22 protein-coding genes are annotated in these 24,792 nt (G+C 69.7%); 10 read left to right on the forward strand and 12 right to left on the reverse strand.

Annotated elements, in window-relative coordinates:
- Positions 1-18: 18 nt before the first annotated feature.
- Positions 19-735: a tetratricopeptide repeat protein gene (locus F4553_RS12820; RefSeq protein ID WP_184835724.1), complete on the forward strand. Its 717-nt coding sequence runs from the start codon at positions 19-21 to the stop codon at positions 733-735.
- On the opposite strand, the gene F4553_RS12825 is transcribed toward F4553_RS12820, so the two are convergent.
- Positions 736-2,136: a GH12 family glycosyl hydrolase domain-containing protein gene (locus F4553_RS12825; RefSeq protein WP_184835726.1), complete on the reverse strand. Its 1,401-nt coding sequence runs from the start codon at positions 2,134-2,136 to the stop codon at positions 736-738.
- 197 nt (positions 2,137-2,333) lie between these two features.
- Between F4553_RS12825 and F4553_RS12830 the strand changes: the two genes are divergently transcribed.
- The 3 genes from F4553_RS12830 (at position 2,334) to F4553_RS12840 (ending at position 5,010) form a co-directional block, all read left to right on the forward strand.
- Entirely contained in the window at positions 2,334-3,212 is an 879-nt protein-coding gene (locus F4553_RS12830; RefSeq protein ID WP_184835728.1) for an ABC transporter substrate-binding protein, read from the forward strand.
- Complete coding sequence (locus F4553_RS12835; protein WP_312875187.1) at positions 3,209-4,189, forward strand: amino acid ABC transporter permease; 981 nt, start codon at positions 3,209-3,211, stop codon at positions 4,187-4,189. The genes F4553_RS12830 and F4553_RS12835 overlap by 4 nt, the downstream gene beginning before the upstream one ends.
- 65 nt (positions 4,190-4,254) lie before the next feature.
- Entirely contained in the window at positions 4,255-5,010 is a 756-nt protein-coding gene (locus tag F4553_RS12840; protein ID WP_184840675.1) for an amino acid ABC transporter ATP-binding protein, read from the forward strand.
- 33 nt (positions 5,011-5,043) lie between these two features.
- Here the strand turns inward: F4553_RS12840 and F4553_RS12845 are convergent, their stop codons facing one another.
- The 3 genes from F4553_RS12845 to F4553_RS12855 form a co-directional block, all read right to left on the reverse strand.
- Positions 5,044-5,937, reverse strand: a complete 894-nt coding sequence (locus F4553_RS12845) for an ATP-grasp domain-containing protein (protein WP_184835730.1) — start codon at positions 5,935-5,937, stop codon at positions 5,044-5,046.
- A 250-nt stretch (positions 5,938-6,187) separates the two neighbouring features.
- Positions 6,188-6,508, reverse strand: a complete 321-nt coding sequence (locus F4553_RS12850; RefSeq protein ID WP_184835732.1) for a hypothetical protein — start codon at positions 6,506-6,508, stop codon at positions 6,188-6,190.
- A gap of 250 nt (positions 6,509-6,758) precedes the next feature.
- Complete coding sequence (locus F4553_RS12855) at positions 6,759-7,661, reverse strand: heme o synthase (RefSeq protein ID WP_184840677.1); 903 nt, start codon at positions 7,659-7,661, stop codon at positions 6,759-6,761.
- A 391-nt stretch (positions 7,662-8,052) separates the two neighbouring features.
- On the opposite strand from F4553_RS12855, the gene tkt reads away from it, so the two are divergent.
- Genes tkt through pgl form a run of 6 tightly spaced genes read left to right on the forward strand, consistent with a single transcriptional unit; the run spans position 8,053 to position 16,227 of the window.
- Positions 8,053-10,161 (forward strand): transketolase, encoded by a 2,109-nt coding sequence (gene tkt, locus F4553_RS12860; RefSeq protein ID WP_184835734.1) that lies wholly within the window; start codon positions 8,053-8,055, stop codon positions 10,159-10,161.
- A gap of 30 nt (positions 10,162-10,191) precedes the next feature.
- Positions 10,192-11,301: a transaldolase gene (gene tal / locus F4553_RS12865; protein WP_184835736.1), complete on the forward strand. Its 1,110-nt coding sequence runs from the start codon at positions 10,192-10,194 to the stop codon at positions 11,299-11,301.
- Entirely contained in the window at positions 11,294-12,916 is a 1,623-nt protein-coding gene (locus F4553_RS12870; protein WP_312875188.1) for a phosphoglucose isomerase-related protein, read from the forward strand. Before tal ends, F4553_RS12870 begins: the two co-directional genes overlap by 8 nt.
- The gene (zwf, locus tag F4553_RS12875; RefSeq protein ID WP_184835740.1) at positions 12,916-14,433 is read left to right on the forward strand and encodes a glucose-6-phosphate dehydrogenase; all 1,518 of its coding nucleotides are present in this window, start codon (positions 12,916-12,918) and stop codon (positions 14,431-14,433) included. The genes F4553_RS12870 and zwf overlap by 1 nt, the downstream gene beginning before the upstream one ends.
- Positions 14,434-14,461: 28 nt before the next feature.
- Positions 14,462-15,460 (forward strand): glucose-6-phosphate dehydrogenase assembly protein OpcA, encoded by a 999-nt coding sequence (locus tag F4553_RS12880; protein WP_184835742.1) that lies wholly within the window; start codon positions 14,462-14,464, stop codon positions 15,458-15,460.
- Positions 15,457-16,227, forward strand: a complete 771-nt coding sequence (gene pgl, locus F4553_RS12885; protein WP_184835744.1) for a 6-phosphogluconolactonase — start codon at positions 15,457-15,459, stop codon at positions 16,225-16,227. The genes F4553_RS12880 and pgl overlap by 4 nt, the downstream gene beginning before the upstream one ends.
- Positions 16,228-16,299: 72 nt before the next feature.
- Here the strand turns inward: pgl and secG are convergent, their stop codons facing one another.
- The 8 genes from secG to rapZ all read right to left on the reverse strand — a co-directional run bounded on the left by secG (position 16,300) and on the right by rapZ (position 24,741).
- A complete protein-coding gene (gene secG, locus F4553_RS12890; protein WP_184835746.1) occupies positions 16,300-16,554 on the reverse strand; it encodes a preprotein translocase subunit SecG in 255 nt (84 codons plus the stop codon).
- Between the two features lie 118 nt (positions 16,555-16,672).
- A complete protein-coding gene (locus tag F4553_RS12895; RefSeq protein ID WP_184835748.1) occupies positions 16,673-18,433 on the reverse strand; it encodes an ABC transporter substrate-binding protein in 1,761 nt (586 codons plus the stop codon).
- A gap of 221 nt (positions 18,434-18,654) precedes the next feature.
- On the reverse strand, positions 18,655-19,434 hold the full coding sequence (gene tpiA, locus F4553_RS12900; RefSeq protein ID WP_184835750.1) for a triose-phosphate isomerase: 780 nt from the start codon (positions 19,432-19,434) through the stop codon (positions 18,655-18,657).
- Positions 19,434-20,633 (reverse strand): phosphoglycerate kinase, encoded by a 1,200-nt coding sequence (locus tag F4553_RS12905; RefSeq protein WP_184835752.1) that lies wholly within the window; start codon positions 20,631-20,633, stop codon positions 19,434-19,436. Before F4553_RS12905 ends, tpiA begins: the two co-directional genes overlap by 1 nt.
- Positions 20,633-21,637 (reverse strand): type I glyceraldehyde-3-phosphate dehydrogenase, encoded by a 1,005-nt coding sequence (gene gap, locus F4553_RS12910; RefSeq protein WP_184835753.1) that lies wholly within the window; start codon positions 21,635-21,637, stop codon positions 20,633-20,635. Before gap ends, F4553_RS12905 begins: the two co-directional genes overlap by 1 nt.
- A 217-nt stretch (positions 21,638-21,854) precedes the next feature.
- A complete protein-coding gene (whiA, locus tag F4553_RS12915; RefSeq protein WP_184835755.1) occupies positions 21,855-22,835 on the reverse strand; it encodes a DNA-binding protein WhiA in 981 nt (326 codons plus the stop codon).
- A gap of 67 nt (positions 22,836-22,902) precedes the next feature.
- Positions 22,903-23,847 carry a gluconeogenesis factor YvcK family protein gene (locus F4553_RS12920; RefSeq protein WP_184835757.1) on the reverse strand — a complete coding sequence of 315 codons (945 nt, stop codon included), beginning with the start codon at positions 23,845-23,847 and terminating at the stop codon, positions 22,903-22,905.
- A 3-nt stretch (positions 23,848-23,850) separates the two neighbouring features.
- The gene (gene rapZ, locus F4553_RS12925) at positions 23,851-24,741 is read right to left on the reverse strand and encodes an RNase adapter RapZ (RefSeq protein WP_246466303.1); all 891 of its coding nucleotides are present in this window, start codon (positions 24,739-24,741) and stop codon (positions 23,851-23,853) included.
- Positions 24,742-24,792 lie beyond the last annotated feature (51 nt).

Genomic DNA, 24,792 nt, shown 5'->3' on the forward strand with positions numbered 1-24,792 from the left:
TTCACAAGGAGCGGCATGATGGGCGGCGTGTCCCCGTCGCTGCGCCGAAGTCCACCGGTCGACGCCGTCACGCTGCCCGCCACCGTCAACAACGCGTTCTCCTGCAGTGGGCCGCTCGACTACTGGGGCGCGGTGCGCTATTCGAAGCGGGCCGGTGAGGTCGCCGAGGCGCTCGCCGGGCTCGTGCGCGCCGGGGGCGCCGACACCGCCCGGCCGCTGCTGGAGCGGGGCATCGCCGGGGTGCTCGGCGCGCTCGCCGATGCCGACGACGCCGCGGGGAGCCTGGACGATCTGCTCAACCGGCTGCTCGCCGCGCACGCCGAAGCCTGCCGTCTCGCCCCGCCCGAGCCGCTCCGGCTCGCGTCGTGGCTGGTCGACGTGCAGTTCGCCGGTCCGTGGTGCCCGGTCCAGATCGGGGAGTACGCAGACCCCCTCACCCCGGACGGCCTCGCCGCCTATCGCACGGAGGTCCGCCGCCGCTGGGCGGCCGACCCGGAGTCCCTGCCCGCCCGTTACGCCGTCGAGCAGCTCGCCCGGCAGGACCGCGATGTCGTGATGCTCGTCGACGTGATCGGCGGCGACCTGCAGCACCCCGCACAATACGGCCGCCTGGCCCGGGCGCTGCGCGACATCGGCGAGGTCGACGCCGCCCGTCAGTGGGCCGAGCGGGGCCTGGCGGAGCATCCGGATGATCCGCCAGGCGCCGGTCTCAGAACCTTCCTCGCACGGCTCTAGCTAGGAGCACGCCGCGCCGTTGACCTTGAAGGCGGTCGGGGTGGCGTTGGTGCCGGAGTAGGTCCCCTGGAATCCGAAGGACGTGCTGCCGCCGCCGGCCGGGATGCTCGCGTTGTAGCCGAGGTCCCGAGCGGTCACGGCCTGCCCGCTCTGGGTCACGGCCGCCTGCCAGCCGCTGGTGATCTGCTGGTTGCCCGAGAAGCTGAAGGTCAGCGTCCAGCCGTTGATGACCGTCGAGCCGGTGTTGGTGATCGTGACGGTGGCGGTGAAGCCGTTGCCCCAGGTGTTGGGGACATAGCCCACGCGACAGGAGCCGCCTCCCCCGCCGCCGGCCGTCGTGGTGACGGTGACCGTGTTGGAGTTGCCGGAGGTGTTGCCCGCCGCGTCCCGCGCTCGGACGTAGAAGCGGTAGCTCGTCGACGCCGACAGGCCGGTCGCGGCATAGGTGGTGCCGGACGCCGTACCCACCTGGGTGAAGCTGCCGCCGCTCGTGCCCGGCGCGCGGAAGACGTCATAGCCGGTGACACCGACGTTGTCGCTGGAACCGCCCCAGGACAGGGTGGCCCCCGAGGACGTCACGCCCGACGCGCTCAGGGTGCCCGGGGTGGTGGGCGGGCTCGTGTCGCCGCCGCCGCCGGACGTGGTCACCGAGAAGGAGTTGACCGCGAGGCCGGTCTGCCCGACCCACGGCTCGAAGCCCGCCTGGATGCTCGTGAGGTACCAGGAGCGCTGGGCATAGCCCCGGCTGATCGCGTCGGTGTAGAAGGTGTTGACATTGAAGTCGAGCGAGCTGACGCCGCTCTGGCGGACGTAGGAGATGACGTTCCAGCCGATGTTGCCGAACCAGACGTTCCAGGTCGCGCCCCCGAGGGACACCGTACCGACCTGCGAGCCGACCGGCTGGATCGAGCCGAGCTTGTTGAGCCAGACCATGATCTCCGCGCCGGTGTTCTGGCCGTCGGTGCGCGGGGTCGGGTCGAACCAGATGTCGTACGCCGCGTCCCAGACCCCGGAGCCGGGCAGGGTCATGCTGACACTGGTGTTGATGGTGTTGAACGCGGACGAGCTCGCCTGCAGGGGCAGCCCGCTGCCGCTGCTGCAGTTGGCGTAGTGGCAGCCGTAGTAGACGGCCGGGTAGGCACCCGGCGCGCCGTTCGTCGGCCGGTTGTGGCTGGCGGTGGTGACGTTGAAGCCGGTGCCGGTGACGTTGATGCACTGGGTGGTGTCGTCCCCCCAGTTGTTGTTCATCACGACGTATCGACCGCTGGAGATCGTGGTCGAGCCGTACTTCTCGCAGATGCTGACATCCGCGTGCGCGGGTGCAGCGATGACGATGGCGGCGATGAGCGTGCCGGTGACGATGAGGCACACCCTGGCGATCGCGCCGGAAAGTTGTTTCATGCGCTCCTCCGTGGAGTCGGCGGTGCGGAGTTGTGGGAGCGCTCCCGCACCGGAGCGTACGCGGAATTGACATACATGAAAAGAGTCGGCAATCAATGGACCACTTCGAACGCGGTTCGACGGCCCAGCCCTCCGCTCGGATTGTATGATGTCGACATTCCGGACAATTAGTATAGAAATACATACACGGGGGATACATGAAGATCAGCGCCAAGGGTGCCATCGTGCTGGCATCCATGCTGCTCGCGGTGGCCGCGTGCGGTGACAAGGAGAGCTCCGACACCTCGTCGTCGCCCGCACCCACCGTGGCCGCCGACAGCGCGCTCGCGGCGAAGGTCCCCGACGCCGTCAAGTCCGACGGCAAGATCGTCGTCGGCACCGACTCGACCTACGCGCCGAACGAATTCCTCGACACCGACGGCAAGACCGTCATCGGTTTCGACGTGGACCTCTTCAACGCCGTGGCGGCGAAGCTCGGGCTCAGGACCGAGTGGGTGTCGAGCAAGTTCGCCGATGTCATCCCCGGCGTCCTCTCCGGCAAGTACGAGGCCGGCGTCTCGTCGTTCACGATCAACCCGGAGCGCAAGGCCGAGACCAACATGGTCAGCTACTTCAACGCCGGCACCCAGTGGGCGGCGAAGACCGGCGCGACGATCGACCCGGCCAACGCCTGCGGCAAGAAGGTCGCCGTGCAGGCGAGCACCGTCCAGGTCGACGACATCACCGCGAAGTCCAAGGCGTGCACCGACGCGGGCAAGCCGGCGATCACGATCGAGCAGTTCCAGGGCCAGGACCAGGCGTCCGCCTCGGTCGTCTCGGGCAAGAACGACGCGATGCTCGCCGACTCCCCCATCACCGCCTACGCCGTGAAGCAGACGAACGGGCAGCTCGCCCTCGTCGGCGACATCTACGACTCCGCGCCCTACGGGTACGTGGTGAAGAAGGACCAGACCGCGTACGCCGAGGCGCTGCGGGACGCCGTCGCGGCACTCATCGCCGACGGGACCTACAAGCAGATCCTCACCAAGTGGGGTGTCGAGGCCGGCGCCATCACGACCCCCGCCCTCAACCCGTGACACAGCAGCCGCCCGCGCCGGAACCGCAGCCCGAGCCCCGGAGCCGTCCGGAGGCGATCAAGGCGGTTCCGGTGCGGCACCCGGGCCGCTGGGTCGCGATCGTCGTGATCGCGATCCTCGCCGCGATGTTCGTGCACCTGCTGGTGACGAACGACCGGTTCGAGTGGTCGTTCATGATCGACAACATGTTCCGGCCGCCGGTGATCGAGGGCGTCAAGACCGCGCTGGTCGTGACGGTGCTGGCGATGGCGATCGGGATCACGCTCGGCATCATCGCCGCGATCATGCGGTTGTCGACGAACCCGATCCTCGCCGGTGCGGGCTGGGTCTACACCTGGTTCTTCCGGGCCATCCCCCGGGTGGTGCTGCTGGTGCTCTTCGGCAACCTCGGCATCCTCTGGGAACGGCTCGAGTTCGGCATCCCCTTCGACCGGCAGCTCGGTGCGCTCTTCGGGATCCACGACTTCTCCGCGCGGCTGTTCGGCTTCGACGCGCGTACCGCCATCTCGGGTTTCACGGCCGGGTTGATCGGCCTGGCGCTCTCCGAGGGGGCCTATATGGCCGAGATCGTGCGCGCCGGGATCCAGTCGGTCGACCCGGGGCAGGCCGAGGCGTCGTCGGCGCTCGGCATGAGCCGCGGCCTGACGCTGCGGCGGGTCGTGCTGCCGCAGGCGATGCGGGTGATCGTGCCGCCGACCGGCAACGAGATGATCGCGATGCTCAAGGACACCTCGCTGCTCGCCTTCGTGCCCGTCACCAACGAGCTCTTCTTCCAGCTCTCGGCGATCGGCTCGCGGACCTTCAAGGTCTTCCCGATGCTCGTCGCGGCGTGCCTGTGGTACCTCGCGATGACGAGCATCCTGATGATCGGGCAGTACTTCGTCGAGCGCTACTTCTCCCGGGGCTACGGCACCGCGCAGAAGGCCAAGGCCCGGCTGCGCGACATCACAGCAGAGAGCGGAGGGGGTACGCCGTGACCGACCTGACAGTGACCGGCGACGCGCCCGGGGCGCCCGAGCCGTCGGCACCTCGAACCGGCGAGATGGTCCGCGTCGAGAACGTCTACAAGTCCTTCGGCTCGACCGAGGTGCTCAAGGGCATCGACATGGTGGTCCGTCCCGCCGAGGTCTGCTGCATGATCGGGCCCTCCGGCTCCGGCAAGTCGACCCTGCTGCGCTGCGTCAACCACCTGGAGAAGATCAACGCCGGGCGGATCTGGGTCGACGGCGACCTCGTCGGTTACCGCGAGCGCGGCGGCAAACTGCACGAGCTGCGGGAGAAGGAGGTCGCCGCCCAGCGTCGCGCGATCGGCATGGTCTTCCAGCGGTTCAACCTCTTCCCGCACCTCACCGCGATCGAGAACGTGATGGAGGCGCCGGTCCGGGTCACCCGGCTCGCCAAGTCCACCGCCAAGACCGAGGCCGCCGCCCTGCTCGACCGGGTAGGCCTCGCCGACAAGCTGCTCAACTACCCCGCGCAGCTCTCCGGCGGGCAGCAGCAGCGGGTGGCGATCGCGCGGGCGCTGGCGATGCGGCCGAAGCTGATGCTCTTCGACGAGCCGACCAGCGCGCTCGACCCAGAGCTCGTCGGCGAGGTGCTCGACGTGATGAAGGGCCTGGCGAAGGACGGCATGACGATGATCGTGGTGACCCACGAGATCGGCTTCGCCCGCGAGGTCGGCGACACGCTGGTCTTCATGGACGGCGGCGTCATCGTGGAGTCGGGCGACCCGCGGGTGGTCCTCGCCAACCCCCAGCACCAGCGGACGAAGGCGTTCCTGGCCAAAGTGCTGAGCTGAGTCCCGGCGCTCTATTTCTGGGCCGCTGCGCTCCTAAAGTCTCGCCGCTATGGCTGCGGCGAAGCGGTCTGCGGCGTGCTCGTCGTGCTCCAGGAAGACCGACGGCTCGGTCAGCTCCACCTCGACCAGCACGGGCGAGCCGTCCAGGCCAGGTATGAGGTCGATCCGGGCGTAGAGCAGCCCCGACGGCAGTGCGGCGAGCACCCGGCGGGCCGTCGCGAACTCGGCCTCGGTGGGCGTCCGCGGCGTGATCTTCTCGGGGACGTAGAGGCCCGCCACTCCCGCATCCGGACCGACGAGCATCGGACCCTTGCGGATCGCATGGCTGAAGGCGGGCTCGCCCGTCTCCGGCGAGCTGAAGTAGAGCAGCGCGGTCTCGCCGTAGCTGTCGACGGCCGGCAGGTAGGGCTGGATCATCACGAGCCGCCCGGCCGCCTGAAGGCGCCGCACGTGCGCCACGGCGAGGTCGGCATCGGCGAGGTCGTAGCGCCCGGTGTCCTTGCTCCCGGCGCTCACGGCGGGCTTGATGACGTAGAGACCGGCTTCGGCGGGCGGGCTCCACTCGTCGCCGGGCTCCACCCAGGACGTGGGGACCACGGGCACCCCGGCCGCGCTGAGCTCGCGCAGGTAGCGCTTGTCGGTGTTCCACTCCACCACGTCGGCCGCGTTGAGCAGCCGGGGCACCGAGTGGACCCAGGTGATGAACTCCGCGCGCCGGTAGAAGTAGTCCCACGGGTTGCGCAGCACGACGAGGTCGTAGCCCGCCCAGTCGATCGCCGGGTCGTCCCAGACCGCCGGTTCCGCCGTGATGCCCCGGCGCGCCAGCGGCGCGAGCAGGAGCCGGTCGTCGGGCTCCAGGTCGGGCAGGTCGGCGCAGGTGGCGAGCGCGACGCGGGGCGAGGCACCGAATGCTGGCGAGTCGATCACCCAGCCATCGTAGAGCGGGGTACTTCGTAAGGAGCCGACCCCCCACCGATCGTTTCACCACCGCGCATGATCGCGTTCTTTCCCGGAAGTAGGCCCTACCGGCGCCCTCTGAGGGGGCTACTTCCGGGAAACAGCGCGATCATGCGCGCGAGGCGAGGCGCCGCCAGGACGGGTGGTGGGCGCAAAATGCGGCCCGGGCTAGGCCCGGGCCGCGCGAAAGGGGTTATGTACGAGGTGAGGTTGTGCTAGATCAGCGTGAGAGCGTGCGCTTGGACATGGAGCGCCACAGGTCGTTGCTCGGCCGCATCAGCTCGATCAACTCCCGCTCCCAGCTGTTTTCCAAAGTAACGCCGGCCTGCTCGCAGGCCGCGCGCGCGACGTCGGTGCTAGGTGCCACCCGATCCCCCCAGGCGCCATCTCCACCCACCAGCACGATGCGAGCACCGCGCCGGCCGACGTACTCGATGACCGCAGTCGCCCCGCCGTGATCCCGCATGAAGCCCTTGATTCCAGAGACAAGGTCTTGCGCGGGGCGTTCGAGAGTCAGCGTCGTATCGGAACCATCTGCCATGTGGAGCACCATAAGCAGACTGAGGGCCGAATTGCACACCACTGAGGCCAGACTGTGATTCCCATTACGGGGTCACGAGCGGCAAGTTACCGACATATGTCCGGAATCATCCCGGTCAATACCGGACACATCGGAGCATCAATAAATGCCCTGTCAGCTGGCCGACAGTCAAGCGGGCGTGTCCGCCCAATATCGGTCATCAGTGCACAGTCTGCCACAACGGGATCCCGAATGTGAAACCGGGTGTAGGTTACAGCACCGCATCGATGGCTATCGCCACAAAGACGACAGTCAGGTAGGTCGTGGAGTAGTGGAACATCTTCATCGGCTGCGTCGGCTCGCCTCGACGGGCCCGAGCATAGAGGGCGTGGGCCTGCCAGAGGAAGAGTGCGCCGCAGATCACAGCCGGCACCCCGTAGATCAGGCTCATGCCGAGCGGCCACAGCGCCATCGAGATGGCGAAGGTCAGCCAGACGTAGATGACGCTCTCCAGGCCCACCCGGCGCAGCGAGCGGACCACCGGCAGCATCGGGATGCCCGCGCGGGCGTAGTCGTCCTTGAACTTGATGGCGAGCGCGTAGAAGTGCGGCGGCTGCCAGAGGAAGACGATGCCGAACATGACCCAGGCGGGCCAGGCGAGACCGCCCGTGACCGCGGCCCAGCCGATCAACACGGGTGCCGCGCCGCAGACGCCGCCCCAGACCGTGTTCTGCCAGGTCGTGCGCTTGAGCCACATCGTGTAGACGAGGTCGTAGTAGGCGATCGCCGCGACCGTCAGCAGCGTCGCCAGCAGGTTGGTGAAGACCGCCATCAGCACGGTGGAGACGGCCGCCAGGGTGAGCCCGAAGATGAGCGCCGAGCGGGCGGAGACCGTGTGCGTCGCCAGCGGCCGCCGCGAGGTGCGGTTCATCAGCTGGTCGATGTCGCGGTCGATGTAGCAGTTGAGCGCATTGGCCGCGCCCGCCGCCAGCGCGCCGCCGACCAGGGTGACGAGCACCAGCCAGAAGGAGGGCAGGCCCCCGGCGGCGAGCATCATCGCCGGCACGGTCGTCACGAGCAGCAGCTCGACGATGCGCGGCTTGGTCAGCGAGACATAGGCCTTGATGATCGCGACCCGCGGCGAACCGGCAGCCGCCACCGCGGTGCGCGGCACAGCCGTGGGCTGGGGGGCGACTTCGACAGTTTTGGGCGCCGGATCGGCAGCGAGCGTGCTCACGGGGCTAGGGTACGGCAGCCACCCGCCGCTGCCCGCGCCGACCAGCCGAGGTGCGCCGGGTCACAGTTGCCGGATTTTTTCACGTTTGCACCAACACCCTCGTCCTCATCGATCGCAGCTGCGTGTTTGCGCAGGTTGACACACGGGTAGGTGCACGTAGAGCGCGTTGTGGGGGTGATCGCGCACAACGCATGCACGGAGTGGGTAGGGTTTTAGCGAAAGGCGACACCGAGGCCGCCCGCGACACTCTCCGGCCGTTCGCTCACTTTCGTAGCGCGCGGGCCCCAAAGCTGAAGCAGAGCCCACCGATACAGGGAGCAACACCGCTGTGGACACCCGACTGAACTGGTCCGAACTCGACAGCCGCGCCGTTGACACGGCCCGCGTGCTGGCGATGGATGCCGTGGAGAAGGCCGGCAACGGTCACCCAGGCACCGCCATGAGCCTCGCGCCTGCGGCGTACCTCCTCTTCAACAAGGTGATGAAGCACGACCCGAGCGATCCGGCCTGGCCGGGACGCGACCGGTTCGTGCTCTCCTGTGGCCACTCCAGCCTCACCCTCTACGTCCAGCTCTACCTCTCGGGCTACGGCCTGGAGCTCGAGGACCTGAAGCACCTTCGGCAGTGGGGCTCGCTCACGCCGGGCCACCCGGAGCACGGGCACACCCGCGGTGTCGAGACGACGACCGGGCCGCTGGGCCAGGGCCTCGCCAACGCGGTCGGGATGGCGATGGCGTCGCGCCGCGAGCGCGGCCTCTTCGACCCGGAGGCGGCGGCGGGCGAGAGCCCGTTCGACCACCACATCTGGGTGCTCGTCTCCGACGGCGACATCGAGGAGGGCATCACCCACGAGGTCTCCGCGATCGCCGGCCACCAGAAGCTCGGCAACCTCGTCGTGATCTACGACGACAACGAGATCTCGATCGAGGACGACACCAAGATCGCGAAGTCCGAGGACGTCGTGGCCCGCTACGCGGCATACGGCTGGCACACCGAGCGGGTCGACTTCACGGCCGGCGGCAGCTACCACGAGGACATCCCGGCGCTGTTCGAGGCGATCCAGCGGGCCAAGGCCGAGACCGACCGGCCCAGCTTCATCTCGCTGCGCACGATCATCGGCTGGCCGGCACCGACCAAGCAGAACACGGGCAAGATCCACGGCTCGGCGCTCGGCAAGGACGAGGTCGCGGCCACGAAGAAGATCCTCGGCTTCGACGCCGACACCAGCTTCCCGGTCGCGGACGAGGTGCTCACCCACGCACGCACCGTCGCCGACCGCGGGTCCGAGGCACGCAGCTCCTGGCAGCAGGGGTACGCCGCCTGGGCCGCCGCGAACCCGGAGCGCTCCGCGCTGTTCGAGCGGCTCGCCACGCGTACCCTCCCGGAGGGCTGGACCGACGCGCTGCCGACCTGGCCGGCAGACCCCAAGGGCGTCGCCACCCGGGCCGCCTCCGGCCAGGTGCTCAACGCGCTCGCACCGGTCCTGCCGGAGCTGTGGGGCGGCTCGGCCGACCTCGCGGAGAGCAACAACACGACGATGAAGGGCGAGCCGTCGTTCATCCCGTCGGAGTTCGCCACCAAGGAGTTCCCGGGCAACGAGTACGGCCGCACGCTGCACTTCGGCATCCGCGAGCACGGCATGGGCGGCATCCTCAACGGCATCGCGCTGCACGGCGGCACCCGGCCCTACGGCGGCACGTTCCTCGTGTTCAGCGACTACATGCGCCCGTCGGTGCGGCTCGCCGCGCTGATGAAGCTGCCGGTGACCTACGTCTGGACCCACGACTCGATCGGCCTCGGCGAGGACGGACCGACCCACCAGCCGGTCGAGCACCTCACCGCACTGCGGGCGATCATGGGCCTCGACGTGGTCCGCCCCGGCGACGCCAACGAGACCGCGCACGCCTGGCGGGCCGCGCTGGAGCACACCGACCGGCCGACGGCGCTCGCGCTGACCCGGCAGGCGCTGCCGACGCTCGACCCGGCGAAGGCGACCTACGAGGGCTTCCGCCGCGGTGCCTACGTGCTGGAGGAGGCGACGGGCGGCAAGCCGGCCGTCATCATCCTGGCGACGGGTTCCGAGGTCGCCATCGCGCTCACCGCACGGGAGCGCCTGGAGGCCGACGGCACGCCCACCCGCGTCGTCTCCGTGCCCTGCCAGGAGTGGTTCCGGGGCGAGGACGAGGCCTACCGCAACTCCGTGCTGCCGCCCGAGGTGAAGGCCCGGGTCAGCGTCGAGGCCGGCATCGCGATGTCGTGGCGCGACCTCGTCGGCGACGCCGGTGAGAGCGTCAGCCTGGAGCACTTCGGCGCGAGCGCGCCGGCCCAGGTGCTCTTCGAGCAGTTCGGCTTCACGCCCGACCACATCGTCGCCGCCGCCCGCGCCACGCTGTCGCGCACCGGCTACATCAAGAGCTCCACTCCCACCGGCAACTAGCTCCGCCACCGGCAAACCTAGGAGACACCCATGACGAACAACCTGGCGCAACTGAGCGCCGCCGGTGTGGCGGTGTGGCTCGACGACATCTCGCGCGAGCGCCTCAACTCCGGTGGCCTGGAGAAGCTGCGCACCGATGACAACGTCGTCGGCGTGACCAGCAACCCGACCATCTTCGCGAGCGCGATCGCCGGCTCCGACCTCTACGCCGACCAGATCCACGACCTCGCGATCCGCAAGGTCACCGTCGACGAGGCCGTCCGCATGATCACCACGTTCGACGTGCGGTGGGGCTGCCATGTGATGCGCCCCGCCTACGACGCGTCCAACGGCACCGACGGCCGGGTCTCGATCGAGGTCGACCCCCGACTCGCCGACCAGACCGACGCCACGATCGCCGAGGCGAAGCAGCTCTGGTGGCTCGTCGACCGGCCCAACCTCTTCATCAAGATCCCGGCGACCCAGGCCGGGCTGCCCGCGATCACCGAGGTGCTCGCGACCGGCATCAGCGTCAACGTGACCCTCATCTTCTCGCTGGACCGCTACGTCGCCGTCCTGGACGCGTGGCTGACCGGTCTGGAGAAGGCGCAGCAGCACGGCTACGACCTGTCGAGCATCGAGTCGGTGGCGTCGTTCTTCGTCTCCCGCGTCGACACCGAGATCGACAAGCGCCTGGACAAGATCGGCACCCCGGAGGCGCTCGCGCTGAAGGGCAAGGCGGCCGTCGCCAACGCGCGCCTGGCGTACGCCGCCTACCAGGAGGTCACGGGCGGTGCCCGCTGGGCCGCCCTGGAGGCCGCCGGAGCCCGTCCGCAGCGCCCTCTGTGGGCGTCGACCGGCACGAAGAACCCGGACTACCCGGACACGCTCTACGTCGACCAGCTCGTCGCTCCCGGCACGGTCAACACGATGCCGGAGAAGACGCTGCGGGCCACCGCCGACCACGCGGTCATCACCGGCGACACGATCACCCCGCACCTGGAGGAGGCCGCCGACACGATGGCCGCCCTCCAGGCCGTGGGCGTCGACTACAACGACGTCGTCGAGTTCCTGGAGCGCGACGGCGTCGCGAAGTTCGAGGCGAGCTGGACCGAGCTCCTCGATGGTGTGCAGCAGAAGCTGGAGGCCGCACGTGGCTGAGTTCGTCTTCGCGGCGGGACTGTCGGTTCGCGCCGACGCCGCCGTCACCGCGGCATCCGAACCCGTCGAAGCGACGCTCGTCGCCGACGGGGTGCCGGGCCTGCTCGCCGCCAAGGACCCGACGCTGTGGGGCCCGGACGCCGAGGCCGAGTCCTCGGTCCGGCTCGGCTGGGTCGACACCGTGGTGCGCAGCCGGGAGCTGCTCCCCCAGCTCGCCGAGCTCGCCGCCGAGCTGGGCGACCTCGATCACGTCGTGCTCGCCGGCATGGGCGGCTCGTCGCTCGCGCCCGAGGTGATCGCCCGGACGCTGGGCCGCTCGCTCACCGTGCTCGACACGACCGACCCGCACCAGGTCGGCACGGCGATCGCCGACCGGCTCGACCGGACCGTCGTCGTCGTCGCCAGCAAGTCGGGCTCCACGGTGGAGACCGACAGCCACCGCCGGGCCTACTGGCAGGCGTTCCTCGACTCCGGGCTGTCCGAGGCCGAGGCCGGACGGCGCTTCGTCGTCGTCACCGATCCGGGCTCCCCGCTCGAGCAGACCGCTCGCGAGATGGGCGCCTTCGTCGTGCTCGCCGACCCCAACGTCGGCGGCCGCTACTCCGCGCTCACCGCCTTCGGCCTCGTGCCGTCGGCGCTCGCCGGTGTCGACGTCGCCGAGCTGCTCGACCAGGCCGAGGAGCTCGCCACCACGCTGAGCCGCACCGAGGAGAACCCGGCCCTCACGCTGGGCGCCCTGCTCGGCGCGGCGGCGAAGGCGGGCCAGGACAAGATCGCGATCGCGGAGGACGGCAGCGGCATCGTCGGCCTCGGCGACTGGGCCGAGCAGCTCATCGCCGAGTCGACCGGCAAGCTCGGCCTCGGCATCCTGCCCGTCGTGGTGGAGAGCCCGACCGCGCCCGGCTTCACCGGCCCCGACGTGCTCGGCATCACGGTCGGCGGCGCCCTCGCCGCGACCCCGCCCGCCGCGCCCGGCACGCTCGCCGTCAACGGGCCGCTCGGCGCGCACTTCCTCGCCTGGGAGTTCGCCACCGCGATCGCCGGCCGGGTGCTCGGGATCAACCCGTTCGACCAGCCCAACGTGACGGAGTCCAAGGAGAACACGGGCAAGATCCTCGCCTCGGGCCTCCCGGACCAGCAGCCCACCTTCACCGACGGCGCCATCGAGGGCTTCGGCCCCGACAGCCTCACCGACGTCGCGTCGGCGCTCGCCTGGCTGCGCTCCACGCTCAACCCGCGCGGATATCTGGCGGTCATGGCCTACCTCGACCGGTTCGGCGACGCCGACACGGCCGGGATCCGTCCTCTGCTCGCCGCCGCCACCGGGCGCCCGGTCACCTTCGGCTGGGGTCCGCGCTTCCTGCACTCCACCGGGCAGTTCCACAAGGGCGGTCCGCAGAACGGATCGTTCCTGCAGATCACCGGTGCCGTGACGGCGGACCTGGCGGTGCCGGGCAAGGCGTACACCTTCGGGGTCCTGCAGGCCGCCCAGGCCGGCGGCGACCGGCAGGCGCTCGCCGGGCGCGACCGGCCGCTGCTGCACCTGCACCTCACCGACCGGGCGGCGGGCATCGAGCAGCTGCTCGCGGCGGCCAAGGAGCTGGGAGCCCGCTGATGACCAATCCGCTGCGCGATCCGCAGGACCGCCGGCTGCCGAGGATCCCCGAGCCCTGCGCTCTGGTGATCTTCGGCGTCACCGGCGACCTGTCCCGCAAGAAGCTGCTCCCGGCGATCTACGACCTCGCCAACCGGGGTCTGCTGCCGCCCGGCTTCGTGGTGCTCGGCTTCGCCCGGCGCGACTGGGGCGACGGCGACTTCGAGACCTTCGCCAAGGAGAACGCGCAGGCCCACGCGCGTACGCCGTGGCGCGAGGAGGTCTGGTCCCGGCTCATCGGCAACGTGAAGTTCGTGGCGGGCTCCTTCGACGACGACAACGCCTTCGACGAGCTCGGCCGCACCCTGGACCACCTGCGCGAGACGCACGGCATCCGGGGCAACGCCGCGTTCTACTTCTCGATCCCGCCAGCCGCCTTCCCGCTCGTGCTCAAGCAGCTCGAGCGCACCGGGATGGCCGACAACGACAAGTCCAACGGCTGGCGCCGGGTCATCGTGGAGAAGCCGTTCGGCAACGACCTCGACTCCGCCAAGGAGCTCAACGACCTGGTCGACGACGTCTTCACCGCGGTCGACGTCTTCCGGATCGACCACTACCTGGGCAAGGAGACGGTCCAGAACATCCTGGCGCTGCGCTTCGCCAACGCCCTGTGGGAGCCGATCTGGAACGCGAAATATGTCGACTCGGTGCAGATCACCATGGCCGAGGACGTCGGCATCGGCACCCGGGCCGGCTTCTACGACTCCGTCGGCACCGCCCGGGACGTGCTGCAGAACCACCTGCTCCAGCTGCTGTCGCTGATCGCGATGGAGGAGCCGACCAGCTTCGACGCCACCGAGATCCGCTACGAGAAGCTGAAGGTGCTCCGCGCCATCACGCTCCCGGCCGACATCACCGCCGACACCGTCCGCGGGCAGTACACGGCCGGCTGGGTGGCGGGTGAGCCCGTCGCAGGCTACCTGGAGGAGGAGAACGTTCCGGCGACCTCCACGACCGAGACCTACGTGGCGGTGACCCTCAACATCCAGAACCGCCGCTGGGCGGGCGTGCCCTTCTACATCCGGGCCGGCAAGCGGATGCCGAGGCGGGTCACCGAGGTCGCGGTGCTCTTCAAGAAGGCGCCCCACCTGCCCTTCCACTCCGACGACGTGGAGCTGCTCGGGCACAACCAGCTCGTCATCCGGGTCCAGCCCGACGAGGGCGTCGTGCTGAAGTTCGGCTCCAAGGTGCCGGGTACGGCGATGGAGCTGCGCGACATCGCGATGGACTTCTCCTACGGCGAGGCGTTCACGGAGGCGAGCCCGGAGGCGTACGAGCGGCTCGTTCTCGACGTGCTCCTCGGCGACCGGACGCTCTTCCCGCACGCCGACGAGGTCGAGGAGAGCTGGCGGGTCATCGACCCGCTGGAGGAGGCCTGGTCCGGCACCACCCCCGCCGATTACCGCGCGGGTGAGTGGGGACCGGCCGAGGCCGACGAGATGCTCGCCCGCAACGGCCGAAGCTGGCGCCGGGCATGATCAACCTAGTGACGGTAAGGGGACTCACGTGCTAGCTCTGTGGGACACGACCGGAGCCGAGGTCGTCCGCAAGCTCGCGGCCGAGCGGCACAGTGCCGGCGGGGTGGCGAGCGGGCTGGCCCTGACGCTCGTCGTCGTCGTCGACGAGGCCCGCGTCCGGGGGGTGGAGGACGCGGCGACGATCGCCGCGGCATCCCACCCGTGCCGGCTGATCATCGTCAGCCGCGCGCTGAAGAACCCGCACCAGACCGGGACCGATGTCGTCGACCGGCTCGACGCCGAGATCATCGTCGGCGGCCGGCTCGGGCCCTGTGAGGCCGTCGCCCTGCGCATGCACGGACCGCTCGCCTATCACGCCGAGTCGGTCGTCATGCCGCTGCTCGCGCCGGACGTTCCGGTCGTGACGTGGTGGCACGGCAACCCGCCGGACCGGATCGCCGACGACCCGCTGGGCGTGGTCGCCGAGCGCCGGATCACCGACGTGTCGCAGGCCGAGAACCCGCTGGCCGCGCTGCGCCAGCGGGCCGAGGACTACGCGCCCGGCGACACCGACCTCGCCTGGACCCGGATCACCCCGTGGCGCACCCTCCTCGCGGGCGCGCTCGACACCTCGACCGCACCGGTGACGGCGGCGACCGTGGTGGGCCGTCTGGAGGACCCCAGAGTCTCGCTGCTGGCCGGTTGGCTCGCGTCGCGACTGGGGTTGACCCCCACGCTCGAAGCGAGCTCCACGGGCAAACTCGAGCAGGTACGCCTCCGTGTCGGCGACGACGACCTCACCCTCACCCGGAGCAACGGCACCTGCCTGCTGACCCGGACCGGGGTCGGCGACCGTACGCTGCCGCTGGTGACCCGGCGCCTCGGTGACGAGCTCGCGGAGGAGCTGCGCCGCCTCGACGCCGACCAGCCCTACGCCGCCGCGTTGAGCGCCGCGACGGGCGTGACCGGTCTCAGCGACCGGGCCGCGGTTCGCGGGTTGAGCCAGAAGGCGGAGCGCCGTCAAGCCACGGTGAAGGTGCCTGCATGAGCACCGAGCACCAGCTCATCGTGCACGCCGACGCGGCGCTGCTGGCGGAGGCGGTGGCGGCCCGGATGCTGGTGCGCCTCCTCGACGCCCAGTCGGCCCGCGGGACGGCGAGCGTCGTGCTGACCGGGGGCCGGGTGGCCGCAGCGGTCTACCGGGCCGTCGCGGCGAGCCCGGCCGCAGGCGCGGTCGACTGGTCGAAGGTCGACATCTGGTGGGGTGACGAGCGCTTCCTGCCCTCGGGCGACCCGGAGCGCAACGAGACCCAGGCCAGGGCTGCCCTGCTCGACGCGGTGCCGCTCGACCCGGCCCGGATCCACCCGATGCCCGCCACCGACGGCCCCGACGGCGACGACCCCGAGGCGGCGGCGGCGCGCTACGCGGCGGAGCTGGCGGCGGCCGCCCACGGTTCGGCGGCACTCCCCCCGTTCGACCTGCTGCTGCTCGGTGTGGGCGAGGACGGGCACGTGGCCTCGGTCTTCCCGGAGCAGCCGGCCGTCCACGACACCCGCACCGTGACCGCCGTCCGCGGCGCGCCGAAACCACCGCCGGTGCGGATCACCCTGACCCCGCCGACGATCAACACGGCGGAGGAGGTCTGGCTGATCGCGGCCGGGCCGGACAAGGCCGCTGCGGTCGGGATGGCGGTCGGCGGTGCCGGTGCCGTCCAGATCCCCGCAGCGGGCGTCGGCGGCCTGCACCGCACGCTGTGGCTGCTCGACCGGGCGGCGGCGGCCGAGGTCCCGGCGACCGCGGTGACTCTGCGCTGAAGCCCCGCCCGGCACCGACAACGAAGGGCCGCCCCGGTGACTCACCGGTGCGGCCCTTTCGCTGAGGGATCCCTACGTCGCGATCTCCAGCTTCAGCCAGAGGCCGAGGAAGATGATGCAGGCAAGCCAGACGATGCCGACGAGCACGGTGTAGCGGTCCAGGTTCTTCTCCGCCACCGACGAGCCGGCGAGGTTCGACGAGACACCACCGCCGAACATGCTCGACAGACCGCCTCCCTTGCCACGGTGCAGCAAGATCAGCATGGTGAGCAGTCCGCTCGTGATGATCAGAATCACGATTGCCGTATAGGCGAACGCGATCGGCATGGGGTCAGTCCTCTCCGTGGTGTTGCATCGGAGCAACAATAGCGGTCAACGCGGCATAGCCAAACAGTGGACCAAGACCAAGCTGCGCCGAGCGCGGCGAGGCTTGCGGCATGGTCGTTTACGCGGCTCCGGAGATCCCCGCGTTGATCAGACCCAGTGCCGAAAGGTCGGGTTGACCGAATTGGGAGTGGATAAACGCTCCCGTCACGTTTGAGCCGTAAAGCCGCAGGGCCTTCGGGTACATCACCGGCACCACGACCGCCAGCTCGGCGATCTTCTGGTCCAGCTCGCCCCACATCAGATACTGCTGGCTGAGGTCCGGCTCCGCCAGCGCGTCGTCGATCCGCTTGTTGACATCCTCGTCCTGCAGGAACGAGTAGTTGCTCATGCTGCTCAGGACGCCGGGCCGCTGCACGACCGACCCGTCGAACAGCGGCTGCATCACCGCGGAACCGTTGGGGAAGTCGGGCACCCAGCCCGCGTAGAGCATGTGATAGGGGCCGCCCGAGTCGGAGATGTCGTTCCAGTAGCCCGCGCTCGACACCGGCACGGCCTCGACCTGGATGTTCAGCCGCATATACGCCTCGACCACGGTCTTCATGTAGCGGACGATCTGCGGCTGGTTCCGGTAGGCGATCTTCAGCTTCTTGGGGCAGGTCTTGCCGGACTTCTCCGCCTGGTCCAGCAGCTCACTGGCCTTGGTGGGATCCCCGTCCGGGTTCGCCGCGGTGTTGTAGAGGTCGAACTCCTTGTGCGCGGCGAGGCTCGGCGGGATCATCGTCGTGGCCAGCTCGCCCATGATCGCGCCGCCGACCGCCGTGCGCCAGCGCCGCTTGTTGAAGGCGTAGACCAGGGCCTGACGGCAGATCAGATCGGGCACGGTCTTGGTGTTGATCGCGAAGTAGCGGACCGAACCGGCGAGGCCGCCCGCCGTACGCGCCGACAGATCGGGGTCGTTGACGACCTGCTGGACGAAGTTGGGGGCCACGTCGTTGTCGAGCATCACCGTCGAGGCGTCCTCGCCCTGATCGGCGATGATCGCGTTCGTCACGGCTGCGACATCGGGGTTGGCGTCGATGACGACCTTGTCCGGGAACGCCTTGCGTACCGTGTCGCTGTCACGGCTCCAGAACTCGTTGCGAACCAGCGTGAGCTGCTTGTTACCGGTACGCGGAGCCACCTTGTAGGGCCCGTTCGAGAACGGCGCCAGGTCGTACTTGGCCCGGTCGAGACCGTCCTGCGCCTGCGGGACCGGGGAGAACTCGCTCAGCGCCACCACGTAGCCGAAGTCACCCACGGGCTGCTTGAGCCGGTACTGGATGGTCCTCGCGTCCAGGCACTCCACCGAGGCGAGCCCGGCACCCTCGTTGTTCGTGCCGAACAGCGGTCCCTGGTAGGAGCCGCCGGGGTTCTCCAGGTACTTCAGGGCATAGCGGAGGCTGCCGAAATCGCCGTCCTTGATGAAGTTGCGCTCGACGCCGTACTTCAGCTGGCTGCAGTTGATCGCCGTGCCGTCCTGCCACTTCACGTTGTCGCGAAGCTTGAACTCCCAGACCCGGTTGCCCTGGCTCGGACGGCCGACGTCGGTGGCGAGGTCGGGCACCAGCTCGCTCGACGCGGAGCCGGGCTCGGACTTGAACGTCGTCAACGAGCGCGTCAGCAGGCGGCTGATGTTCGCATCGGTGGCCGCTGTGATCTTCTGCGGGTCGAGGTGATCCGGCAGGTTGGCGACGACCACGCGCAGCGTGCCACCCTGCGAGGCCGGTTTCGCCTGATCCGTGGCCGCGGCCGAATCGCACGCGGCGACGAGGAAGAGCAGGGCAGTTGCAGCGCCGGCGAAACGGCGTGTTCGCCGGGCGCCGTGACGGGGTGCGAGCATTGTCGTCCTCAGGCGGGGGTGGTCGTGATGGACGTGGACACTTTATGCCGCCGTGCGGTCCAGGTCGAAGTCGGGAGCCGGATCGCAACAAACCACCCACGCCCCGTTCCCCCAGCGCTACGCAGCGCACGCAGAAGGGGCAACTCTTCAAGAGTTGTTGCTTCAGGCCGCCAGGCCTTAACAACAACTCTTGAAGAGTTGCCCCTTTCGGGAAGGCAGGGTCAGCCGGCGAAGCGGACGATGCCGACGAACTCGTCGACGATCAGAGCCGCACCGCCGACCAGGGCGCCGTCCACGTCGGGCTGCGCCATGATGTCGGCCGCGTTGCTGGCCTTGACCGAGCCGCCGTAGAGCACGCGCACGATCCCGGCGGTCTCCGCGCCGAACGTCTCGGTGAGGCGGGCCCGGATCGCGCCGATCACCTCCTGCGCGTTCTCCGGCGTCGCGGTGCGGCCGGTGCCGATGGCCCAGACCGGCTCGTACGCCACGACGACCTTCTCGACCTGCTCCGACTTGAGCCCGTCGAGAGCCGCGTCGAGCTGGGCGAGGGTGTGCTCCACGTGGGTGCCCGCCTCGCGGACGTCGAGCGGCTCGCCGACGCAGAGGATCGGGGCGAGCTCGTTGGCGAGCGCGGCCTTCACCTTGGCGTTGACCAGCGCGTCGTCCTCGTTGTGGTAGGCACGCCGCTCGGAGTGGCCGACGACGACATACTGGCAGCCGAGCTTCGCCAGCATCGCGCCCGAGATCTCGCCGGTGTAGGCGCCCGAGACGTGCGCCGACAGGTCCTGCGCGCCGTAGCCGAGCAGCAGCTTGTCGCCGTCGATCAGGGTCTGCACGCCGCGGAGGTCCGTGAACGGTGGCAGCACGACCACCTCGACATCGGTGAGCTGCTTCTCGTTGAGGCTGAAGGCGAGCTTCTGCGTCAGCGAGATCGCCTCGAGGTGGTTGAGGTTCATCTTCCAGTTGCCGGCCATCAGGGGCCGGCGGGCGGCGTTTGCCATCAGTTCTCCAGAGCGGACAGGCCGGGCAGGGTCTTGCCCTCGAGATATTCCAGGGACGCGCCGCCACCGGTCGAGATGTGGCCGAAGCCGGACTCGTCGATGCCGAGCGCTCGCACTGCGGCGGCCGAGTCACCGCCGCCGACGACCGTGAGGCCGTCGACCTTGGTGATCGCCTCGGCAACGCCCCGGGTGCCGGCCGCGAACGGCGCGAGCTCGAAGACGCCCATCGGGCCGTTCCAGAAGACGGTCTTGGCACTGCTCACCGCGTCGGCGAAGAGCGCGACCGAGTCGGGGCCGATGTCGAGGCCGAGCCAGCCGTCGGGGATCTCGGTCGCCGGGACCGTCCGCACCGAGGCGTCGGCCGCGAACTTGTCCGCGATCACCACGCCGGTCGGCAGCACGATCTTGTCGCCGCCGCGCTCCAGCAGGTCACGGCAGGTCTCGACCATCTCGTCCTGGAGCAGCGAGCCGCCCACGGAGTAACCCTGAGCCTTGAGGAAGGTGAAGCACATCCCGCCGCCGATCAGCAGCTTCTCCACCTTGGGCAGGAGCGACTCGATGACGGCGAGCTTGTCGGAGACCTTCGATCCGCCGAGGATCACGACATAGGGCCGGGCCGGGTCGGTGGTGAGCGCGCGCAGCACCTCGACCTCGCGCAGCACCAGGCCGCCCGCGTAGTGCGGGAGCCGGGCCGGCACGTCGAAGACGCTGGCGTGCTTGCGGTGCACCGCGCCGAAGGCGTCGTCGACGTAGACGTCGGCGAAGGCGGCGAGCTGGTCGGCGAAGGCGCCGCGCTCGGCGTCGTCCTTGCTGGTCTCGCCCGCGTTGAAGCGCAGGTTCTCCAGGAGGGCGACGTGGCCGTCGGCGAGCTCGCCGACGACGGAGGCAGCCGACTCGCCGACCGTGTCCGACGCGAAGACCACGGCGGAGCCCAGCAGGTCGCGCAGGCGCTCGGCGACCGGAGCCAGCGTGTAAGCCGGGTCCGGCGCGCCCTTCGGGCGGCCGAGGTGCGAGATGACGATGACCTTGGCACCCGCGTCACGCAGGGCGACCACGGTGGGGAGCACCGCCCGGATCCGGCCGTCGTCGGCGATCTCCACCGGCGACGACCCCTTGACGAAGGGGACGTTCAGGTCGGCGCGCACGAGCACGCGCCGACCTGAAACACCCTCGCTGAGCAGGTCAGCAAGCGACTTCATCAGAGGGAGGCCCCGACGAACTTGGTCAGGTCGACCAGGCGGTTGGAGTAGCCCCACTCGTTGTCGTACCACCCGACGACCTTGACCTGGTTGCCCAGGACCTTGGTGAGACCGGCGTCGAAGATGCAGGACGACGGGTCGGTGACGATGTCCGAGGACACGATCTCGTCCTCGGTGTAGGTGAGGAACCCGGCCATCGGGCCGTCGGCCGCGGCCTTGACGATCGCGTTGACCTCCTCGACCGAGGTCTCGCGACCGGCGGTGAAGGTGAGGTCGGTCGCCGAGCCGGTGGGGATCGGCACCCGCAGCGCGTAGCCGTCGAGCTTGCCCTTGAGCTCGGGGATCACCAGGCTGATCGCCTTGGCGGCACCGGTCGAGGTCGGCACGATGTTGATCGCGGCGGCGCGGGCGCGGCGCAGGTCCTTGTGCGGCGCGTCCTGCAGGTTCTGGTCCTGCGTGTAGGCGTGGATCGTCGTCATCAGACCCTTCTCGATGCCGATGGCGTCGTGCAGCGCCTTGGCCATCGGGGCGAGACAGTTGGTGGTGCAGGACGCGTTCGAGATGATCGTGTGCGCGGCCGGGTCGTACTTGTCGTGGTTGACGCCCATCACGATCGTGATGTCCTCGCCCTTGGCCGGCGCCGAGATGATGACCTTCTTGGCACCGCCCTCGATGTGGGCGCGGGCCTTGTCGGCGTCGGTGAAGAAGCCGGTCGACTCGATCACGATGTCGGCGCCCAGGTCGCCCCAGGGCAGCTTGCCCGGGTCGCGCTCGGCGAACGCCTTGAAGGACTTGCCGTTGACACTGATCTCGTCGGCCGAGTGCTTCACCTCGTAGGGAAGACGACCCAGGATGCTGTCGTACTTCAGCAGGTGAGCGAGGGTCGCGTTGTCGGTCAGATCGTTCGCGGCCACCAGCTCGATGTCCGCACCGGAGGCCAGGAGCGCCCGGTAGAAGTTGCGGCCGATGCGGCCGAAACCGTTGATGCCAACCCGGATGGTCACAGGTTCCATCTCCTCGTTAGCGCCGGCGTATGCGCCGGCGGCCGAATAAATCGTCTCGGCCGCCCCGCCGCGCCCCACAGATATCTGCGCGACGGCGGCGCCCTTGTCGGCGCGGGCACAGGACACCTGTGCACCGCACCTTCAGGCCGCGGTTTGGCCGGTTGTCCGGCAGCGTCGCCTTCCGTAACGACCCTAGCCCACCGGGGTGATCCGAGTACTAGCAGGCCAGCATTTCCGGTGTGACGGCCGCCTCAGTGTCGGGGATGCCAAGATCCCTTGCCCGCTTGTCGGCCAGGGCCAGCAGCCTGCGGATGCGTCCGGCGATCGCGTCCTTGGTCAGCGGCGGGTCCGCGAGGGCCCCCAGCTCCTCCAGGGACGCCTGCCGGTGCTCCAGCCGCAGCCGGCCGGCACTGGTCAGATGGTTGGGCGCATCCTCCGCCAGGATCTCCAGCGCTCTGGTCACCCGGGCCGCCGCGGCGACCGCCGCCCTCGCCGAGCGGCGGAGGTTGGCGTCGTCGAAGTTGGCGAGGCGGTTGGCGGTGGCGCGCACCTCACGGCGTACCCGCCGCTCCTCCCAGGCGAGCACGCTGGCGTGCGCGCCGATGCGGGTGAGCAGCGCGGCGATCGCGTCGCCGTCCTTGACCACGACCCGGTCGACGCCGCGGACCTCGCGGGCCTTCGCCACGATGCCGAGCCGCCGGGCGGCGCCGACCAGCGCGAGCGCCGACTCCGGACCCGGGCAGGTGATCTCCATCGCGGAGGACCGGCCGGGTTCGGTGAGCGAGCCGTGCGCCATGAAGGCACCCCGCCACGCCGCCACCGCACAGCAGATGTTCGCCGAGACGACGTGCGGGGGCAGCCCCCGCACGGGCCGTCCGCGCACGTCGAGCAGGCCGGTCTGGCGTGCGAGCGCCTCGCCGTCCTTCACCACCCGCACGATGTAGTGGCTGCCCTTGCGCAGCCCGCCAGAGGCGAGAATGTGAATCTCACTCTGGTAGCCGTAGAGATCCGCGACCGTGCTGCGCAGGCGCCGTGCGACGGCACCCGTGTCCAGCTCCGCCTCGACCACTACCCGGCCGGAGACGATGTGCAGGCCGCCCGCGAAGCGAAGCAGAGCGGCCATCTCGGACCGCCGGCAACAGGGTTTGGGCACGTCGACCCTGCTCAGCTCGTCTTTGACCGCTGCGGTCATCGCCATTGTGTCGTCACCTCGGGGCCGAAGAGTGTGGATTGCATCATCAGAAAGCAACCAACGAGTCTGATGATTAACGACTGGTGCGCAGGAGTGGCACCAGTGCGGAGCCAAGGGCGGCCGGATCGTGTCGTGCGGTGCCGTCTCCGACGGCGACCGGCGCGAGCGCGAGCCGAGCTCCCAGCGTTTCCGCCGCGGCAGCCACTGGTCGTGGGTCTCCCACGGCAGTGGTGTCCGCTAGAACAATATCCGCCCGAAAATCAGCCAGGTAACGGGTCAAGGCCCCAAGATGGTCGGCAAGCGACAATCCGCCGGTTTCCTGGTCAGGTGCCAAATTAAGGGTGACGAGTTTGCGGGCCTTGCTCGCCACGATCGCGCGGGCCAGCTCGGGCACGAGCAGATGCGGGATGACCGACGTATACCAACTCCCCGGCCCGAAGATCAGCCAGTCGGCCTGGCCGATCACCGAGAGCACCTCGGGGCAGGCGTCGGGTCGGGCCGGGTTCAGCCGGAGATTCTCGATCCGGCCCGGCGAGACCGCGACCTCGTGCTGCCCGACGACCGTGACGGCCTTGTCCGGATGGCGGGGGTCGGCGCCGACCACCTCGGCCTCCAGACTCACCGGTTCGCGTGACATCGGCAGCACCCGGCCCACCGCGCGCAGCATCGCCCCGGCGTGATCGAGGGCCGCGACCGGGTCCCCCAGCTGCTCCATCAGGCCGTGCAGGACGAGGTTGCCGACGGGGTGACCGCTGAGCGGGTCTTCGCCCGTGAAGCGGTGCTGGAAGAGGCGCGCGGATCTGGTGCTCACCGGGTCGTCCCCGGCCAGCGCCGCGAGGGCCTGCCGCAGGTCGCCGGGGGGCAGGGCGCCCCGGTCGACGCGGAGCCGCCCGCTGGAGCCGCCGTTGTCGGCGACCGTGACGACTGCTGTGATCAGCAACGGGTGGTGGTCACTGCGGCGAAGCGCTCGCAGCGAGGCGCTCAGCCCCGTGCCGCCGCCGAAGGCAACGATCTTCACCGGTCACTCCCGTCCCAGATCGCGGTGCTGCGCGTTCGCCACCACCCGCAGGTCACGAAGGCGACGGGCGAGTTCCTCCGCGATCGCCACCGACCGGTGCTTGCCGCCGGTGCAGCCGACGGCGACGGTCAGGTAGCGCTTGCCCTCCCGCTCGAAGCCCGGCGCGGTGGCGTTGACGAGCCTGGCGTAGGTCTCCACGAACGTCGTGGCGCCCCGCTGGCCGAGCACGTAGCGGCTGACCTCGACCTCTCGGCCGGTGTGCTCGCGCAGCTCCGGCACCCAGTAGGGGTTGGGCAGGAAGCGCGCGTCGAGCACGAAGTCGGCATCGGGCGGCAGGCCGTATTTGAAGCCGAACGACAGCACCGTCACCCGCAGGCGCAGGGCGTCCTCACCGGCGAAGAGCTCCTCCACCCGGTGCCGCAGCTGGTTGACGTTGAGGTGGCTGGTGTCGATCAGCACGTCGGCGAGGTCGCGGGCCTCGGCGAGCAGCTCCCGCTCGGCGGCGATGCCGTCGGAGAGGCGGCCGTTGCCCTGCAGCGGGTGCGACCGGCGCACGCTCTCGAAGCGCCGGATCAGCACGTCGTCGTCGGCGTCGACGAAGACCACCCGCGGACTGAAGCCCCGGTCCTTGAGCGCCTTGATCGCACCGGCCAGGTCGGTCGAGAAGGCGCGCGAGCGCACGTCGAGCACCATCGCCGTGTGCCGGGCCGCCCCGCCGGCCTCCGCCGCGAGCTCGGCCATCGGCACCATCAGCGCCTGCGGCAGGTTGTCCACGACATAGAAGCCGACATTTTCCAGTGCTCTGGCCACCGTGGACCGACCGCCGCCGGAGACGCCGGTCACGATCACGAGGTCGGCCTGGGCCCGCTTGTCTGAAGCCTCTGGCTGCTGCAACCCATCCCCCTTGATCATCAACCGGAGCCCACCCCGCTCACGGAAGAGATC

The organism is Allocatelliglobosispora scoriae, from assembly GCF_014204945.1.
GTDB classification, from domain to species: Bacteria; Actinomycetota; Actinomycetes; order Mycobacteriales; family Micromonosporaceae; genus Allocatelliglobosispora; species Allocatelliglobosispora scoriae.